Annotated in this window: 20 protein-coding genes; 13 read left to right on the plus strand and 7 right to left on the minus strand. The window is 66.7% G+C overall.

Annotation, left to right across the window (positions count from 1 at the left end; all coding sequences use genetic code 11):
- The first annotated feature begins 2 nt into the window (after positions 1-2).
- From AB0L82_RS12130 to AB0L82_RS12155, 6 genes are all read left to right on the plus strand, one after another.
- Positions 3-959 (plus strand): aldo/keto reductase, encoded by a 957-nt coding sequence (locus AB0L82_RS12130; protein WP_364634197.1) that lies wholly within the window; start codon positions 3-5, stop codon positions 957-959.
- Positions 960-993: 34 nt separating this feature from the next.
- Positions 994-2037, plus strand: a complete 1044-nt coding sequence (locus AB0L82_RS12135; RefSeq protein ID WP_364634199.1) for an ABC transporter substrate-binding protein — start codon at positions 994-996, stop codon at positions 2035-2037.
- Between the two features lie 245 nt (positions 2038-2282).
- On the plus strand, positions 2283-3368 hold the full coding sequence (locus tag AB0L82_RS12140; RefSeq protein WP_364636021.1) for an iron ABC transporter permease: 1086 nt from the start codon (positions 2283-2285) through the stop codon (positions 3366-3368).
- Between the two features lie 8 nt (positions 3369-3376).
- The gene (locus AB0L82_RS12145; protein ID WP_364636023.1) at positions 3377-4219 is read left to right on the plus strand and encodes a heme ABC transporter ATP-binding protein; all 843 of its coding nucleotides are present in this window, start codon (positions 3377-3379) and stop codon (positions 4217-4219) included.
- Between the two features lie 105 nt (positions 4220-4324).
- The gene (locus AB0L82_RS12150) at positions 4325-4744 is read left to right on the plus strand and encodes a hypothetical protein (RefSeq protein WP_364634201.1); all 420 of its coding nucleotides are present in this window, start codon (positions 4325-4327) and stop codon (positions 4742-4744) included.
- Between the two features lie 233 nt (positions 4745-4977).
- On the plus strand, positions 4978-5490 hold the full coding sequence (locus tag AB0L82_RS12155; RefSeq protein WP_364634203.1) for an N-acetyltransferase: 513 nt from the start codon (positions 4978-4980) through the stop codon (positions 5488-5490).
- 41 nt (positions 5491-5531) lie between these two features.
- On the opposite strand, the gene AB0L82_RS12160 is transcribed toward AB0L82_RS12155, so the two are convergent.
- The 4 genes from AB0L82_RS12160 to AB0L82_RS12175 all read right to left on the minus strand — a co-directional run bounded on the left by AB0L82_RS12160 (position 5532) and on the right by AB0L82_RS12175 (position 9105).
- Positions 5532-5912, minus strand: a complete 381-nt coding sequence (locus tag AB0L82_RS12160; protein WP_364636026.1) for a DUF2568 domain-containing protein — start codon at positions 5910-5912, stop codon at positions 5532-5534.
- Positions 5913-5914: 2 nt separating this feature from the next.
- Entirely contained in the window at positions 5915-8071 is a 2157-nt protein-coding gene (locus AB0L82_RS12165; RefSeq protein ID WP_364634204.1) for an MMPL family transporter, read from the minus strand.
- On the minus strand, positions 8071-8604 hold the full coding sequence (locus AB0L82_RS12170) for a hypothetical protein (RefSeq protein WP_364634206.1): 534 nt from the start codon (positions 8602-8604) through the stop codon (positions 8071-8073). The genes AB0L82_RS12165 and AB0L82_RS12170 overlap by 1 nt, the downstream gene beginning before the upstream one ends.
- A gap of 129 nt (positions 8605-8733) precedes the next feature.
- Entirely contained in the window at positions 8734-9105 is a 372-nt protein-coding gene (locus tag AB0L82_RS12175) for a hypothetical protein (protein ID WP_364634208.1), read from the minus strand.
- Positions 9106-9353: 248 nt separating this feature from the next.
- On the opposite strand from AB0L82_RS12175, the gene AB0L82_RS12180 reads away from it, so the two are divergent.
- From AB0L82_RS12180 to AB0L82_RS12190, 3 genes are read left to right on the plus strand one after another with little or no spacing between them, the layout of a single operon-like run.
- Positions 9354-10361, plus strand: a complete 1008-nt coding sequence (locus AB0L82_RS12180; protein WP_364634210.1) for a hypothetical protein — start codon at positions 9354-9356, stop codon at positions 10359-10361.
- On the plus strand, positions 10361-10624 hold the full coding sequence (locus AB0L82_RS12185; RefSeq protein WP_364634212.1) for a DUF5703 family protein: 264 nt from the start codon (positions 10361-10363) through the stop codon (positions 10622-10624). The genes AB0L82_RS12180 and AB0L82_RS12185 overlap by 1 nt, the downstream gene beginning before the upstream one ends.
- Positions 10625-10641: 17 nt before the next feature.
- Positions 10642-11721, plus strand: a complete 1080-nt coding sequence (locus AB0L82_RS12190; protein WP_364636028.1) for a quinone-dependent dihydroorotate dehydrogenase — start codon at positions 10642-10644, stop codon at positions 11719-11721.
- A gap of 131 nt (positions 11722-11852) precedes the next feature.
- On the opposite strand, the gene AB0L82_RS12195 is transcribed toward AB0L82_RS12190, so the two are convergent.
- The 3 genes from AB0L82_RS12195 to AB0L82_RS12205 all read right to left on the minus strand — a co-directional run bounded on the left by AB0L82_RS12195 (position 11853) and on the right by AB0L82_RS12205 (position 12923).
- On the minus strand, positions 11853-12275 hold the full coding sequence (locus AB0L82_RS12195; RefSeq protein ID WP_364634214.1) for a hypothetical protein: 423 nt from the start codon (positions 12273-12275) through the stop codon (positions 11853-11855).
- 93 nt (positions 12276-12368) lie between these two features.
- Positions 12369-12503 carry a hypothetical protein gene (locus tag AB0L82_RS12200; protein ID WP_364634215.1) on the minus strand — a complete coding sequence of 45 codons (135 nt, stop codon included), beginning with the start codon at positions 12501-12503 and terminating at the stop codon, positions 12369-12371.
- Between the two features lie 144 nt (positions 12504-12647).
- Complete coding sequence (locus tag AB0L82_RS12205) at positions 12648-12923, minus strand: hypothetical protein (protein ID WP_364634217.1); 276 nt, start codon at positions 12921-12923, stop codon at positions 12648-12650.
- A 430-nt stretch (positions 12924-13353) separates the two neighbouring features.
- Here AB0L82_RS12205 and AB0L82_RS12210 point away from each other — a divergent pair, with 430 nt between their 5' ends.
- The 4 genes from AB0L82_RS12210 to AB0L82_RS12225 all read left to right on the plus strand — a co-directional run bounded on the left by AB0L82_RS12210 (position 13354) and on the right by AB0L82_RS12225 (position 17650).
- Positions 13354-14922 (plus strand): carbohydrate kinase family protein, encoded by a 1569-nt coding sequence (locus AB0L82_RS12210; protein ID WP_364634219.1) that lies wholly within the window; start codon positions 13354-13356, stop codon positions 14920-14922.
- A gap of 66 nt (positions 14923-14988) precedes the next feature.
- Positions 14989-15648, plus strand: a complete 660-nt coding sequence (locus AB0L82_RS12215; protein WP_364634221.1) for a GTP cyclohydrolase — start codon at positions 14989-14991, stop codon at positions 15646-15648.
- A gap of 376 nt (positions 15649-16024) precedes the next feature.
- Positions 16025-16933, plus strand: coding sequence for a GTP cyclohydrolase II (locus AB0L82_RS12220; RefSeq protein ID WP_364634223.1), 909 nt, complete (start codon positions 16025-16027; stop codon positions 16931-16933).
- A gap of 33 nt (positions 16934-16966) precedes the next feature.
- Positions 16967-17650, plus strand: a complete 684-nt coding sequence (locus AB0L82_RS12225; RefSeq protein ID WP_364634224.1) for a GTP cyclohydrolase — start codon at positions 16967-16969, stop codon at positions 17648-17650.
- Positions 17651-17709 lie beyond the last annotated feature (59 nt).

Genomic DNA, 17709 nt, shown 5'->3' on the forward strand with positions numbered 1-17709 from the left:
TGATGGAACAGCGGACGGTGGGGCGCAGCGGGCTCCGAGTTTCCCGGCTCGGACTGGCCACCCACACCTGGGGCCGGGAGACCGACGCCGAGGACGCGGCAGCGCAATTGGCCGCCTTCGCCGAAGCGGGCGGCACCCTGGTGGACACCTCCCCCGCGTACTGCGACGGTGCCGCGCAACGCATCCTGGGACCCCTGCTCGCCGAGATCGGGCGCGAGGATCTGGTGTTGAGCGTGTGCTCGGGACAGCGTGCGGTGCATACCGATCCGGCCGCCGGACCCGCCACCATTCGCTGGAGCGTGGACGCCTCGCGCCGCACCATGATGCGCCAGCTCGATCAGACCCTGCGCGTGCTGGGCACCGATCACCTGGACCTGTGGACCGTGGCCGCCTGGGATCCGCACACACCCCTGGAAGAGGTCGCGGGCACCCTCGAATACGCCGTCCGCACCGGACGCGTGCGCTACGCCGGTGTGCGCGGCTATGACGGCTGGCAGCTGGCCACCCTGGCCGCGGCCGCGCCGCTGACCGCCGCGCAAACCCCGTACTCGCTGCTCGCGCGCGGTGTGGAACACGAATTCGTTCCCGCCGCACAGCATCACGGCCTCGGCATCATCGCCACCGCGCCACTGGCCGGAGGCATCCTGACCGGCAAATACCGCGACGGCGTGCCCGCGGATTCACGCGGCGCGGACGAGGCCACCGCGGCGGAGATCAACGCCAGCCTCGACGATCGCGCGGTGCGCGTGGTCGATGCGGTGGTGACCGCCGCGGACGGGCTGGGCACCTCGCCATTGGCGGTGGCGCTGGCGTGGATTCGCGATCAGCCCGGTGTGGCGAGCATGGTCGTGGGCGCCCGCGATATCGGCCAGCTCACCGGTGTGCTCGCCGCCGAGACCCTGGAGCTGCCGCGCGCCATCACCGCCGCACTCGGCGATGTCAGTGCGCGCACCGAATGAGCGCTGGAAATGAGCGATGGCTAGCCTTACCTGCATGAGGTGTCTCGCGAATGCCCGATCAGCGGTCCTGATGCGCACCGTCGCCGCCGTGCTCGGTGCCGGTCTGCTCATCGGCGCCACCGCCTGCACCAGCACATCGAATACGCCGGCGGCCGGTCAACAGGGACCGGCCACCGCGACCGTCGGTGATGCCAACCCGGTGCCGATCGGCCCCGAACCCACCCCGACCCTGCCGGTCACCGTGCACAGCTACGACGGCGGTGAGGTGACCGTCACCGACTCCAGCCGCATCATCGCGGTCGATCGTTCGGGCACCTTCGCCCAGACCGTGTACGCGCTCGGCATGGGCTCGAAACTGGTGGGCCGCTCCACCTCCGCGGACTTCCCCGCGGTCAAGGACGTCGCCAACGTCGCGGGCGGTTCGGGCTCGATGAACGTGGAAGCCATTGCCGCACTGCGGCCTTCGGTGCTGCTCACCGACAGCACCAGCGCCACCCCGGTCATGCGCGATCAGCTCAAAGCACTGGGCATCACCACGGTGTACCTGGATCCGCAGCGCACCATCGACGGGGTGGGCCCGCAGATCCAGGCCGTGGCCGATGCGCTCGGCGTCCCCGAGGCCGGGCGCAAACTCGCCCAGCGCACCAAGGATGAAATCGCCGCGGCCACCGCGACGGTCCCGGCGCAGGATACGAAACCGCGTATCGCGTTCCTGTACCTGCGCAGCACCGCCATCACCATGATCGCCGGACCCGGATCGGGCGCGGACTCGCTCATCGCGTCCCTGGGCGCGACGGACGCCGGCACCGCCTCGGGCATCAAGGAACCGTTCATCCCGATCACCAGCGAAGCCCTCATCGCGGCCGCCCCCGACGTGCTCATCGTCATGACCGACGGGCTGGCCTCGGTCGGCGGCATCGACGGCCTGGCCAAGGTCCCCGGCATCGCCCAAACCCCCGCCGGAAAGAACAAGCGCGTGGTCGACATGTCCGACGCGGTCGTCCTGAGCTTCGGACCCAACACCGGCCGCGTCGTCGCCGCCCTGGTCAAGGCCGTCTACGGCGAAAAGACGGCATGACCAACCCCGCTCACCCCGACGCACAGGACAGAACCGTGCCCCCGGCGCACTCCCCCGACCCCTCGAATGAGGCTGTCCCAGCACCGGATTCCGCGACCGGTTCCGGCCCGGCCGCCGAGGCCGAGACGACCGGGAACGCCTCGGGCGAGCGCGAATCAGCCGCCACACCTCGAACCGAGGCGCACGCCAACGGTTTCGGATCGGGACCCGCCGCGCGCGATGCCGATGTGCGGTCGGTGCCGGATTTGAACGCCGAAGTGGATTCGATAGGCGGACACGGCAAGTCGCGGCGGAGTTCGACCTCGCGCACCACGCTCATCTTCGCCGGATCGCTGCTCGCGCTGGTGCTGCTGGCGTTGATCTCCGCGGCCGTGGGACAGGTGCCCACGACACCCCTGGAAGTCGCGGGCAGCTTCCTGCATCGCATCGGGCTGGACTGGGGTCCGATGCCCGAACATCCCGCGGGCGATGTCACGTTGTGGGAAGTGCGATTCCCGCGCGTGGTGATGGCCATGCTCGTCGGTGCGGCATTGGCCACCGCCGGTGCGCTGTTGCAGGGTGTGTTCGCCAATCCGCTGGCCGAACCCGGCGTCATCGGTGTCTCGGCGGGTGCGGCGGTCGGTGCGGGCACGGTCATCGTGGTCGGCGGGGCGTTCGTGGCGTCCTGGTCGGTGGCGGCGGGCGCGTTCGTGGCCGGACTGCTCACCACGCTGCTGGTGTATGTGCTCTCGCGGTCGAACGGGCGCACCGAAGTGGTGACGCTGGTGCTGACCGGTGTGGCCATCAACGCCTTCGCGGGCGGACTGATCTCGTTCCTGCTGTTCAGCGCCTCACCGGCGGCGCGCGATCAGATCGTGTTCTGGCAGATGGGCAGTCTCAACGGGGCCACCTGGGAATCGGTGTACGTGGTCGCGCCGCTGACCGCGCTCGGCGTGGCCGCCGCGATCCTGATGGCCCCGCGCCTGGATCTGCTGGCCCTGGGTGAATCCGCCGCCCGGCATCTGGGCGTGGACGTGGAACGCCTGCGCCGCAATGTGATCGTGGTGGTCGCGGTGCTGGCCACCGCGGGGGTGGCGTTCACCGGCATCATCCTGTTCGTCGGATTGATCGTGCCGCATCTGGTGCGCATGCTCGTCGGTCCCGGCCATCGCGTGCTCATCCCGCTCTCGGCGATCGTGGGCGCGGTGGTGCTGGTGGCGGCCGATATCGGTTCGCGCGCCCTGGTGCACAACGCGGATCTGCCGCTGGGCATGCTCACCTCGCTGGTGGGCGGGCCGTTCTTCTTCTGGCTGCTGCGGCGTACCCGCGCCCGTTCGGGAGGCTGGGCGTGAGCACCGTATTGCGAAGCATCACCGGGGTTTTCGCGCGCACCCACGAGCTGCCCGAGACCCCGAAAATCGGCGCGGTCACCCTGCGCGCTCGCGGGGTCGGACTGGTCCGCAACGGCGGCAACCGCGTCCTGGACGGTGTCGATTTCGAGGTCATCGCCGGGCAGATCGTGGCCCTGGTCGGTCCCAACGGCGCGGGCAAATCCACGCTGCTGGCCGCGCTCGCGGGTGAACTCGACCCGACCGAGGGCACCGTCGAACTCGACGGCAAACCACTCGGCGACTGGGCGCACCTGGATATGGCTCGCCGCCGCGCGGTACTCCCGCAGAACCACACCGTCGGATTCCCGTTCACCGCACGCGAAGTCGTCGCCATGGGCCGCGCGCCCTGGGCGCGCACCGACCGTCAGGACGCCGATGAGCGGTACATCGCCGACGCCTTGGCCGCCACCGATGTGAAACACCTTGCCGGACGGCCCTTCCCGGCCCTGTCCGGTGGTGAACGCGCCCGCGTCGCCCTGGCCCGCGTGCTGGCCCAGGACACCGCGACACTGCTGCTGGACGAGCCCACGGCCGCGCTGGATCTGGGTCATCAGGAACAGGTCCTGCACCTGGCGCGCGAACGAGCCACCGCCGGAGCGGCCGTCGTGGTCGTGCTGCACGATCTCGGTGTCGCCGCCGCCTACGCCGACCGGGTCGCGGTCCTGGACTCCGGTCGCATCGCCGCCGACGGCCCGCCCCGCGAGGTGCTGACCACCGAACTGCTCACCCGCGTCTACAAGCATCCGGTCGACGTGTTCGACCATCCGGCCACCGGTGCACAACTGGTGCTGCCGGTGCGCGGGAAGCCCTGACCACGGATCAACGCGACTTACCCGAAACCGGCGACAGCACCGCCCGGAAATACTACGATAAGTAGTACTACTCGGCCGCGCACCATCGCACCCCTGGATGTCGCCATGCTCGAAACATCTGCCCCCGTCGCCACCTCCCTCCAATTACGCTGGGCCACCGTCATATTCGCGGTGGCACTGGCGACCCACGGCGCGGACCACCTGCGCCGCGGCATGAACACCGTCTCGATGACCGTCATGGTCCTGGGCTTCACGCAATCGGCGATCGCGCTGATCACCATCGCCCTGGTCTTCACCGGCCACCGCTGGGCCCCGCTCTTCGCGATCGGCATCGGCTTCGCCAGCGCCATCGGCTTCACCCTGGTACACGTGTTCCCCGACTGGTTCGGCCCCTTCAGCGACAGCTTCATCAACCCGCCCGCCAGCGCCAAGGTGAACGGCTTCTCCTGGTTCGCCGCCCTCTTCGAAATCGCCGCCGATCTGGCGATCGGTATCGCGGGCCTGCGGGCGCGCCGCCTGTGGTGACACTCGCCTCGAATTAGCTGGACGGTCGCCCAGCTTCTGTTAGGCTGAGCGGCGTCCGAATTCCGCACCTTCGTGTGCCACGAGAACCAGGGAGTGATGTTGATGACCGCGCGCATGGCCGTTGCCGCCAGCCGGATCACCGCATCCCCCGCGGCGACGGCCTGACCCGTTCCCGCCATCCCGCTCGCGCCTGACGCGCGGCGGTTCCTCGTACACGAAAGGGTCTGTGCCCCATGAGCACACGCCACTCCTGGACCATCCGTACCGAAAACAGCGCGGACATCGCCCGCGTGCACGCCATCAACGCCGCGGCCTTCGACACCCCCGCCGAGGCCGAACTGGTCGACCAACTGCGTACCGACTCCGCCTGGATCGACGGACTGTCCCTGGTCGCCACCGACGACACCGATACCCCGATCGCGCATATCCTGTTGACCCGCAACCACATCGGCGATACCGAGGCGGTGTGCCTGGCGCCGGTGGCCGTCCTGCCGGAGTATCAGCGCAGCGGTGCGGGCGGCGCGCTCATTCGCGCGGTATTGCGCGAAGCCGCAACGCGCGGTGAACGATTCGTCACCGTGCTCGGACATCCCGAGTACTACCCGAGGTTCGGTTTCGACCGCGCCTCCAAGTACGGCATCGCCATGGGCGTCGAGGTCCCCGATGAGGCCCTGATGGTCATGAGCCTGGACGGTTCGGAGCTGCCGCGCGGAATCATCCGCTACGCGGCACCTTTCGGCGTATAGCGAGAATCCCTGCGGAACCGCTCTCGGTTCCGCAGGGATTCCTATGCTCCGGCGGGCGGTCGCGGTGCTTCCGCGCCGCCCGCGTACACCTGACCCCACAGCAGTCGCAGCCCGGCGTTGCCCAGCCACAGCAGGAACAGCACCAGCCCGGCGATCGGATGCCAGGCGAAGCCCAGCAGCACACCGGCCGCCCCGAACCACACGATCTCCAGCACCGCGCGCTTCCAGCCACGCACCGGAATCCGGGCATCATGGGCGGCACCGAATACCGCCCACACCGCAACGAACACCGCGACCGCGCCGAACGCGGCCACCACGCGCACGATCGTCGGCACATCGAGGCTGAAACCCCACGCGATGGCCGCACCCAGCACACACAGTTCCAGCAGGAACATCAGCAGCAGGTTCGCGCCCTTGACCACACTCAACGCCACACCAGTTTCAGCACAGCCGGGGTGAGCAGCATACGAATCACCGTGGCGTCCAACAGCAATGCCGCGATCATGCCGTACGCGATGTACTTCATCAGCACCAGATCGGAGAAGCCGAAGGCGCCGGTCACCACGATGAGAATAGCCGCGGCCGAGGTGATCACGCCGCCCGTGTGCGCGATGCCGTACCGGATGGCCTCGGCCGGTTCCGCGCCGTCCGCACGCGCCTCGGCCATGCGCGATTGCAGGAACACCTCATAGTCGGTGGACAGCCCGAACAGCACCGTCACGATCAACACCAGCACCGCGAACATGAGCGGTCCGGGCGTGAAATCGAACAGCCCCGCCCCGTGCCCCTCGACGAAGATCCAGGTCAGGATGCCCAGGGTCGCACCGAGCGAGAGTGCGCTCATCACCACGGCTTTGATCGCCAGCACCAGCGACCGGAACGCCGCGTACATCAGCGCCAGCGCCGCGCTGATCAGAATCGCCGCCAGCAGCGGCAGCCCCTTGATCAATCCGAGAATGCTGTCGCGTTCGAGCGCGGGCACCCCGGCGACCATGACCTGCACCCCGGGCGGTGTGTCGATCCCGCGCAATGCCGACATCACCGTATCGGCGTCCCGCTTATCGGCCAGCCCACTGCCCAGCACCGTCACCGCGTCCTTGGTCGGTGCGACCGGATCGAACGGCCCGGTCATATGCGCGGCGCTGACCTGATTGGCCGCATAGCGAATATCGCTGAGCTGCTGCGGATTCGCGCCCACCACCACAAGTTTGAGCGGTTCGGTGCGGAACTGCGGGAACATGCGATCGAAATCCTGCTGGGCGACCCGGGCCGGATTGTCCGAGGCCAGATAGCGTTCGCTGAGCCCGCCGAACTCGATGCCGCGGAACGGCAGGATCAACGCCAGCAGCATGAGCACGATCGGCGCGATCACCAGCCACGGTTTGCGCATCGCGAAAGTGGCCAGGCGCGAGAAGAATCCGGCGTCGATCTGCTCGGCGGTGCGAATGCTCGCCAGGCGATGCCAGCCCCACAGATCGATGCGCCGCCCCACGATGCTCAACATCGCGGGCAGCGCGGTCACCGACAGCACCGCCGCCAGCAGCACCGCGCTGATACCGCCGAGCGGCACCGAGCGCAGCACCCCGTTCGGGTAGATGAACAGCGCGCCCAAACTCACCGCGATGATCGCCGCCGAGAACAGCACCGTGCGCCCGGCGGTGGCCACGGTGCGCGCGGTCGCCTCCTCCACGGTGCGCCCGGCGGCCAGCTCCTCCCGGAATCGGGTGACCGCGAACAAGCCGTAGTCGATCGCCAGGCCCAGACTCACCAAGGTGACCACGGCCGAGGCGAAGACGTTCACCTGGATGTGATCGGTGAGCATGCGCATGATGCCCTGGGTGCCCAGAATCGTCATCCCGCCGATGAGCACCGGCAACAGCGCGCCCACCACGCCGCCGAAGACGAAGTACAGCAGGATCGCCACGATCGGCAGCGCGATCAGCTCCGCGCGATGGATATCGTTCTGCATGCCGGTGTTGATGCCCTCGACCACCGGTTGCATACCCGCCAGTTGCACGGTGGTGCCGCCCGGTCCGGAACCCGGTGCGCCGGCGTGGAATTCGTTCTTCACGGCCATGTAGTTGTTGACCGTGTCGGTGCCGCCGTCACCGCGCAATCCGATACTGGCGAAGGCGTGCGTGCGCGAGGCGTCGGCGAACTGACCCATGAGCGCGCCGTCCCAATACGAGTCGATCTTGAGGATCTGCTCGGAATGTTTGGCGCGCAATCGATTCAGCTCATCGGTGACCGCCGAGCGCATCGGTTCGTCATCGAGGGTGTGCCCGGGCGGGGCGGTGTAGACCACGATCAGATCGCTGTCGGTATCGCGCCCGAAGGTGGAATCGGCGAGTTTGGAGGCGGCGACGGATTCACTGGATTCGTCGAACCAGCCCTCCTGGGTCAGGTGATCACCCAGATCGCGGCCGTAGAACCCCGACGCGAGCACGATCAACCCGAATACCGCGAATACCAGATACCGGTGCCGGTACACCAAACGCCCCCACCGCAGCGCGAGCGGAGAGTGCACCGGTGCTGTGCCGATCATGATCCGGGGTGCGCGCTCTCCGGTCTTACCGACCATCAGCCGCAGGCCGCGGTGCGATAGTCGGCCGAGCGCAGAATGCCGCACAGATCGGTGCGCGAGATCTTCCAGCGCCCGTCCTTGTTCACGAAATGCACCACCGTGGTGCGCACATTGGAGCCGGTGCCGTCCTTGTCCAAGCTCAGCGTCGCGGTCAGGGTGCCGTCATGATTGTCGAACACCGGATCCTTGACCCCGTACACCGCGCGCGGATTGTCCTGCAGCGCTTTGTACATATCCGGAATGGCGTCCTTGAACGCCTCACCGTCCTCGATCAGGGCGGTGCGATCGGCATCGGGCAGTGCCGGATCCAATGCCGCCTTGATCTGCGCGTCCAGTTCGGCGGCGGTCGGCAGCGGCGGCCGGTTCGCGCTCGAGACGGCCGCGGCCTGGGAGGACGAGCTCAGTGCGGCATAGGCCGAGGAGCGCGCCGCCGCCACCGACGATTCGTCATCGGAGCCGCCGCACGCGCTGACGGTGAGGCCGAGGACGGTGATGATCAGTGCTGCTGCGGCCGGTCGTCGAAAAGCCATCAACTTCCTCATGCTCGAACTGCGGTTACTTGCCCACAGTCAATCATGCGAACCTGTGGAACCTGACTCGCGCGTCACATGTGCGCGGCCGAGTGTCCGAGCTCATGACCGCGTCCGGGCGCGCGGGTCTCAGATTCCGTCGAGTACCGCGCCGAGGCGGCCCAAGAGCGCTCGGACCGTGCCGGCTTCCAGGGGCTGCACCGCGGGCACCGGGACCGCTTCGGGGATGAGATCGCGGACCAGGGCGATGATGCTGCGCTCATCGTCGAGATCGATATCGGTGACCCGGGCCACGGCCACGGCCACCACATCCTCGGCGGCGGGCACATCGGTATCGAGGTCGGGGCGGTAGATCTCCAGGGTGAGTGTGGACCGCACCGTACGGAACGCGAACGAGCGCCCGTCACCGGTGACGCCGAACCCGTGCGCGTACCGACCCACGGTGATGTCCTCGACGGCGAAACCGGGCTCCGGTATGCCCGAGGTGTGGTCGGTTACCAACGAATCTCCCCTGCCAGCGCCCACTATTACCTTCCACGGTAACCGTTGCCCCCGACACGCTCTCCCAAACCCCATGTCACGTCATATGACTCGGCGCGTATGCCGCGCGCCCGCGAAATGTGTGCCCCGTCATGTAGCGCATGACGGCGCGCCGTGAACCAAGACCCCGCCCACCGGGCGTGGTCGGGCAACATGGTCATATTGGAGAGCACGCATACGTTTTGTCGGTCAGGTAAGGAGTTCGCTGCATGCGCCGTCGCGGCTGGATCGAGTCGGCCCTCGCGGGTGCGGCCGTGCTGACCCTGCTGGCCGGATGTTCCTCCAGCGACGACGGTGGCGACAAACCCACCATCGAACCCGCCACGCCCGCCGCGGCTCCCGTGGCCGCCGCCGCGCCGACCGGTGAGGTGACCCCGTTCGCCGCGGTCGCAGCGCTGCTGGCCGAACCGTCCACCGGAATCCTGGCCGTGCTCTCCGATGCGGGAAAGGCGCTCTCGCTCATCGACAAGAGCGGAACCCGCGCGGTGCCGCTGCCCGGTCCGGCCGCCGCGCTGGCCGCCGGTAAGCCCGGGGAAATCCTGATCGCGGTGCCCGGCAAGGTACTTCGCCTCGACGCGGCCACCGCCAAGGTCACCGAGATCGCCGTGGACGGGGACGTGCGCTCGGTCGCGCTGCGCGCCGACGGTGATCTGGTCGCCGGGCTCGCCAAGGGCAAGGTGCTCATCCTGGCCCCCGATGGCGCTGTGCGCGAGAGCATTTCGGGCCTGGCCTCGGCCGATGCCATCGACACCAGCACCGACACCATCGTGGTGCTGGACCGCCGCCAGAGCGCGCTGACCGAGCTGAACCTGCCCGACAAACGCCTCGGATTGACCCTGCGCACCGGTGACGGAGCCACGAATCTGATCGGCGATCACTTCGGCCGGCGCATCGTCACCGACACCGCCGGAGCAGAACTGCTGGTCTACACCGCCGATCCTTTGGTCCTGCGCCAGCGTTTCCCGGTAGGCTCTTCGCCCTACGCACTCGCCTACGATCAGCGGTCCGAGACCGTGTGGGTGACGCTGACAGGCAGTAACCAAGTCGTCGGTTACGACCTGTCGACGGGTATACCGGTAGAGGTGGGGCGCTACCCGACGGTGCGCCAGCCCAATACGGTGACCGTCGACGCTCGCACCGGTGACCTGTTCGTGGGATCCGCGACCGGTGACGGTCTGCAGCGGATCAGCGCGGACCAGCGGAAGAGAGGGCAGTGATGGCTCGGGCCTCACGATCAGCGCATAATTCGCGCGCACTACCGGCCGGCTGGGAGGAAACCAGCGACGAGTACGAATACGTGCCGTTGCGACTACCCCCGGAAATGAATCGCGTGACCGCCTCCATGCGCCTGGCCATTCAGGCCGAATACGGCGGCTGGGAGTTGTCGCGGGTGCGCGCCTACACCGACGGCAGCCGTCGCGTGCTGCTGCGCCGCCGCAAGAGTTCCCTGCTATCCCCGACACCCGAGGCGGTGATGTAACCCGCATGTCTGAGCGCCTGTACGCCCTGCTGTTGAAGGTGATGTTCCTGCTCCCCCCGGAGCGTATTCATCATCTCGCATTCGGTGCGATCAAACTGGCCACCCGGTTCGCCCCGGGCCGCTGGATCACCTCGAAACTGCTTGTCGCCGATGATCCGGTGCTGGCCACGCGCGCGTTCGGGATCGATTTCCCGGCCCCGCTCGGGCTGGCCGCCGGGTTCGACAAGGATGCCGAGGGCGCCGACGCGTGGGGGCCGCTGGGCTTCGGCTACGCCGAGATCGGCACCGTGACCGCACAGGCGCAGCCGGGCAATCCCGCGCCGCGCCTGTTCCGGTTGCCCGCGGACCGGGCGCTGATCAATCGGATGGGTTTCAACAATCACGGTGCGGCACAGGCGGCTGCGCATCTGTCGCGGCGGCGTGCGGGCGGGATTCCGATCGGGGCGAATATCGGCAAGACCAAGGTGGTCGAGGCCGCCGACGCCGCCGCCGATTACGCCAGCAGTGCGCGCCTGCTCGGGCCGCTCGCGGATTTCGTTGTGGTGAACGTGAGTTCGCCCAATACGCCCGGTCTGCGCGATCTGCAGGCGGTGGCATCGCTGCGGCCGCTGTTGCAGGCGGTGCTCGATACGGTGTCGGTGCCGGTGCTGGTCAAGATCGCGCCGGATCTGTCCGATGAGGATATCGACGCGGTCGCCGATCTGGCCGTGGAGTTGGGGCTGGCCGGAATCGTGGCCACCAACACCACGATTCGCCGCGACGGGCTCAACACTCCCGCCGATGCGGTGGCGGCGCTGGGTGCGGGCGGGCTGTCCGGTCCGCCGGTGGCCGATCGCTCGCTCGAGGTGCTGCGCCGGTTGTACGCGCGGGTCGGCGATCAGCTGGTGCTGATCTCGGTCGGCGGTATCGAGACCGCCGAACAGGCGTGGGAGCGGATTCTCGCGGGCGCCACCCTGTTGCAGGGCTACACCGGATTCATCTACGGCGGGCCGTTCTGGGCGCGGCGCATACACCGCGGGCTCGCGGTCAAACTGCGCGCGCACGGATACTCCAGCCTGGGGCAGGCCGTGGGCGCGGGGCATACCGCTCGCGCCTGAGTGGGTTTCTTGCGCTGACTGCGACTTTGCAGTCGGCGCAATGACTTTCGGCAACAGCCTTCGGTGGCAACGACTTTCGGTGCGGCGACGCGCTCCGGGTCAGGACGCCGGGACGTCGTGCGCGTACGTCGTCAGGCCCACAGGTGCTGTGAGCGCGCGCCGGAGGCGGCGGGGGCCAGCGTGCCCGGCGGCAGTGTTCCCACATACCAGCCGCGCAGGAACGGTTCGGGCAGTGCGGCATCGGTCTCGTACGGGACCAGGGTGTCGTGATGCATGCGTTCGGCCATGCGCTGGGCGAGCATGACCACCGCGTGCTCGACCAGAATGCCGAGCCGGGACGCGCGCTCGGCGGCTTCGGAATGGGCGGCGTCATCGAAAACGATCTCCGGATCGGACAGGATTTCGTCCAATTCCATTCCCGCGTGCGCTTGTGCGCGGGTCAATCGCTGTTCCGGTAACCAGCTCAGCGACCACGCGTCCTCATCGCGGGCGCGTCGTGCGAATTCGGGGGTGATGTCGCTCGTCATCTCCCGATGGCTGATATCGATTGTCACTGCTGGGTCCTCCCTGAGCTGTTTGCATCCTCATCGAACACCGGGCGGTCGGTATTTCACCATTTCCCAACGCCGCCCGTTCTGTCGGGAAATTCAGTGTTCTCTCCTCCCCTGCAATACCTGCTGTACCTCTTCCACCGGCATGCCCAATTCGTCCGCGTTGACGATCGCCCGCGCCGCCAGAATCACATCGCGGCGATAGTGCTGCCCGGAAAAGATCTCCGCCAACTCCATCCCGGCCAATGCCTGCCCGCGCGACCAATCGATGCGGCAACCAAGTCAACCGCCAGTCCAACTCCCAGCCATCGGCCACCCGATGCGCTGCCTCGCCGGTGAGGTCACTGGTCATCTGCCAGTCGGAGTAGTAGATCGTCACGGTCTCCCCCGCTCCATCATCCGCTGATGCAGCACCGCCATGACGTGTTTCACGCTGGTTCCCAGTTCCCTCGCAAGAACCTCCGCCCGAGCCCCCGGCTCTTCGGGCGAACTACACAATTCCGCGAGCTCCATCCCGGCCTGCGCCTGCTCCAGCGTGAACAACCGCTCGGGCCACCAACTCAACTCCCACGCGGGCTCGGCCCGATCGTTGCGCCGCCGCGCCCATTCGGGGCACGCGCTACTGGTGATCGATCGACTGCTCTCGTACATCACGACGGTTCTCCAAAGGTGAAGCGCCGCCGCCGCGGGATCCGTTTTCCGGAATGCCCGAGACCGGCTGATCGCATCGCGATGATCAGCCGGTGCTGTCGCTGCCAACGAATTTTAGGTACACGGATCGAGCGGGCGACGGCGGAACAGGGTGGGGTCTGTGCTGAATCGGCGAATCCGCCTACCGCACAGCGACTTCACCGTCCTGCTCCGTCTCGGGCTCGCCGGCCGCCGCCCGCGTCCCCCGCCGAAACCGCCAAATCAGTGGAATCACTCCCAACACCGAGACCTCCCAAACCGTCTGGTGCAGGCTTTCTTTCGCCTAGACTGAGAATGGCATTTGCCGACCGATCCCGGCAATTGCCGATGCACCAAGGGAATTGACGGTTCTTCTGTTCAATAAACCTGACCTCCGGTACGTGGAGGACGAATGACAAGGAACAACCCCCAGCGCCGCACCGACTCCGAGTCGGCTCCCCAGGACCTGGTCATGGTCGCGGTGCGCGGGATTCTCACCCGCCTGCGCACCAGATCCGGTTTGAACGCGGATCGGCTGGCCAGCACCGAAATCGATGCGACCGTCCTGTTCGAGCTCAGCGTCGTGCGCAGGTACATCCACCTGAGCCGGAGCTATGCGCGCTTGCGGTCACAGTCCAGGGAGGTGGCGCTGCCGAAGGTCGTCGGCCATATCGCCCGCAGACTACCGCCTACGCAACGACTGATAGTCGACGCGGAGTTGGTCCTCGGGCTGTTCGGTGAGCACCCCCCGGATGGTCTTGATCTCGCACAGCTTTACGGACCCGATCTCGGCGAGCGCCGCGGCTATCTGATTCAGGAGTGGTACGCGCTGCATGGCGCTCTCGATGTTCTGGAGCCGCCGTCCGCGCCCAGTGTGCGCGCGCTGCGGGACGCGCCGGAGGAGCAAGCGTTCACCGCGCTCGCCGAGCTATTGACGATGGGTTCCGATCTGGATGTCGTCGGTATGGTCAAAGCCGATGCCGGACACGATGAGTCGGAGGTTACCCGCGCGACGGTGACCATCCTCGGCGATGCGGCCATCGATCAGATCAACGTGGTCGAAGCGATGCCCGAATTCGGGGCCTCCGCATGGGGAGACTTCCGGCGTCATCCGGGTGGAAAGGGTCTCAATCGTGCTGTCGCACTTGCTCGCCTGGGTCTTGATTCCCGGCTGATCGCGGCGATCGGAGCAGATGGGGACGGCCGCACGATCGAGGACTACCTCGAGCGCGAAGGCGTCGACACCAGCCTTCTCAAGGTCATTGCCGGGGCGCGCACGCCGATAGCGACGGTGATCGCCCTGCTGACCGGAGAGTCCACGTCCATTGCCTTCAGGCAGGGCAGGTTGGCGCTGACCGCGGTCGACTTGAGCAGTACCGCAATTCGTGAAGCCTTGACGGGGTCGGATGCCACGGTCGTGACATTCGAGCAGCCGATCGATGTCGTGGCGCAGGTCATGGCGATCGTCGAACTCGCTACACCGCGCCCGTGGTTGGTCGTGAGCGCGTCACCGCCCACTGTGCTTCCTGGTCATCTGCATCGACACCTCGGATCAGTTGACTATCTGGTGGGAAATTCGGAGGAAATCGCTTCGACCTGGCCCGGTAGTACGTGCGTGGACTCCACCGATCGGTTGTTGCGGCGTGGGGTCGGGGCGGTGTGTATCGTCGACGGCTCCGGATGCACCGTGCGAACGATGAACGACGAACTACGTGTGGCGCATCCTCGATCACGCGACAGTTCGGCGGGGTCGTCCTCGGCTTTCTCTGCCGCCCTGATCTACCGCCTCACCATGATGAAGCGCCCTGCCGAGAACGTCGACTTCCAATGGGCGACCGCGGCGATCTCCGCACGTGATCCGGTACTCGATATTCCGGAATCGATGCCGTCCGTCTCGGAAATCGACTCATACTTCGACAGCGGTAACCTGAATGGACTCAATGTGATTGGTGAGGAGCCGGGTCGGCCCAACCGCAACTGATGAGAGCGGAGCACTCGCCAGGCTGCTCGCAACTCGACCGGGTCGCGCCGGTGTTGGGAGCAAGCGATGCCGCCAGACGATATCGGCCCGATCCTGCTGACCCCGGTGGGCGCGCAGCGCTATGTAATCCGCAAGCGTCACCCGATGTTGGTGCGGGACTGGGAGATTGGGCCGCATGGCAGGTTCGGGTCGGCGTCCGTCATCGGTCCCGATCTGCTCGACAATTGCCTGGTTCGCATTCATTCACGCTGTCTGCATGGAGAAGTGCTCCGGTCCGACGATTGCGATTGTGGCAGCGAACTCGAAATGGCGCTGGACTTGATCCAGGACGCGGACGCCGGTGTTCTGATCTACCTGGAGCAGGAGGGCAGGGGTGCGGGTCTGATCGCGAAGGCGCGGGCCTATCAGCACGGTGAACGGACCGGTGACAACACCTATGCCAGCTATCGTGCGCTCGGCTTACCGCCCGATTCGCGCACCTATGAGCACGCCGTAGCGGCGCTGCTCGAGTTCGGCCTCCGCTCCTTGCGACTGCTTACCAATAATCCGGAGAAAACGGCCGCGGCACGGGCGGCTGGGTTGGTGGTGACGCAGGTGCCCTTGCATACCCCGCCGCGCAGCGAACGCGCGCGCCTTTATCTCGAAGCGAAAAGACAATACGGCCACCACCTTCCGACCTACCCCCGCTGGAGGTTGCGATTGCGCGGGCTGCGCGATCGTCAGTAGCTCGGCAATAGCTGCTGGCATGAATTTCTGTTCGGCAATCGCCGGGGCATTCGGTCCGGTCGAGCGCCATGCTCCATGTCTTCGGGTCCACCGGGGCTGTGCGGTAACGGTTTCGCGTGCGGTGGGGCTTCGGGGCGACACGTGCTGACGGATTGATTGCCATTCGGATGCGAGTGGCCCTGCCTGCCTGTACCGTGTCGTCCGAGCCGTGATCGGCGCCTTCGGCGCCGGTACATGGACCACTCCTGTGCCTCCCGCATCACGATGGCGGGAGGCATCGTCGTGTCCACGGACTCCGGGCCCAGCCGACTACTACTGGGCGAAAGACAGTCGGTGTGGCGGACTTTCCGCTCCTGGATGCAGACAAGGCGGTCATGTGAGCGTTGATGTGGGCGATTTGTCGGGTCGGATCGATGTCGCCACCCCGTGCGCGGCCAACCTCGCCGGACACGCTGCTCTACCCGAGATGAAAGTCGATTGGGAACAGATCGAGCGCACCCGGCACCGGATGACGCGCAAGGGCGCGGAGATGACGGTGCGAGTGCTGGATGTTCCCGGTGACGGCGGCGGCAAAGCCATCATCGTCGGTGACGCCGAGCGCAGCATCAACCCCTTGGTACGGATCCATTCGCGCTGCCTGTACGGCGATGCGCTGCAATCGGATGACTGCGACTGCGGTCCGGAACTGAGTAAGTCGATGGATGCCATCCAGCGGGAGGGCTCGGGTGTGCTCTTCTATCTCGAGCAGGAGGGGCGCGGAGCCGGACTCGAGGTCAAGGCGATGGGTCTGCGGCTGACCCAGTCGCTGGGAATAACCACTTTCGACGCCTATCACGAACTCGGGTATCCGGACGATCTGCGGCGATTCGACCATGTCGCGCAATCCCTGCTCGACGATCTCGAATTGAAGTCGATACGCCTGCTGACTAACAACCCTGATAAAGAGTCGGCCCTGACCGAACATCGAATCGAGGTCGACCGGGTGCCGTTGCGCACCGTCCCGCGCAGTGTCCGATCACGAAAGTATCTGGAAGAGAAGCGCGTTCACCGTGGGCATGCGCTTCCGCCGCGGTGGGCGTGGGTCTGTGGCATTTGGGCGAAACGCCTGGGTGTGGCCGTCACGACCCTCAGCGTCGTCGGCGCGTGGGCACTGGATATACGTGAACTGGTGATCACCAGCCACCTGCTGATGATCACCACCTTCATTCTGAATCACCCCGCCAACGCCAACGCCAGGTTTCGGGTCCGCGCGATGCTGCGGTGCCTGGGCATGCTTCGGAGATAATGGCCGAAGGTCCGCAGATGAGCCGGGGTGGTCGTGGAAGAGCTTCAGGCGACAGCACATTCGCTCGCGCGCAAGGGTCGGGAACTGCGCGTGCAAGTGATGGAACTCCGTGATGACGGCGCACGCGATGACCCACTCTCGATCCTCGGGCATGTGCTGGTCTTCGGAAGTCCTGGTTCGGGGTGTTTGGTGCGGATCCACTCGCGCTGTTTGTACGGCGATGCGCTGCGGTCCGATGACTGCGATTGCGGTCCCAAGCTCGATCTGGCCATAGACATGATTCAAGCCGAAGGGCACGGCGTGCTCGTCTATCTGGAGCGGACCGGGCGCAGGTCCGATCTCATCGGAAAAGCGCTGGGGCTGGGGGCGCAGATCGGGGTGGATACGTTCACCAGTTATCGGATGCTCGGGCATCCGATCGATTCGCGGTCGTATGGGCATGCGGCGCGGGCGTTGTCGGGGTTGGGGCTGCGGTCGGTGCGGTTGATGACGAACAATCCGGACAAGGTGGCGGCGTTGGAGGAGGCGGGGTTCGCGGTGGTGACCGTGCCGCTGTTGACCGAGCCTCGGAGTGAGCGGGCGCGGCAGTATATGGAGGCCAAGCGGAGGTTTCGGGGGCATCGGTCGCGGGTGGGTGGGCGGCGATGGCCGGCGCGGGCGGTGCGCGGAGCCTGGGGTGCGGTCCGAAATGTCCGATTTGTTGGATCTGGGTTGTAGCGCGAGACACAGCGGTGACTTTCTGGCTAAGCTGAGTGAGCCGCGCCACAGATGAGCGT

The organism is Nocardia sp. NPDC052001 (genome assembly GCF_040680615.1).
GTDB lineage: Bacteria > Actinomycetota > Actinomycetes > Mycobacteriales > Mycobacteriaceae > Nocardia.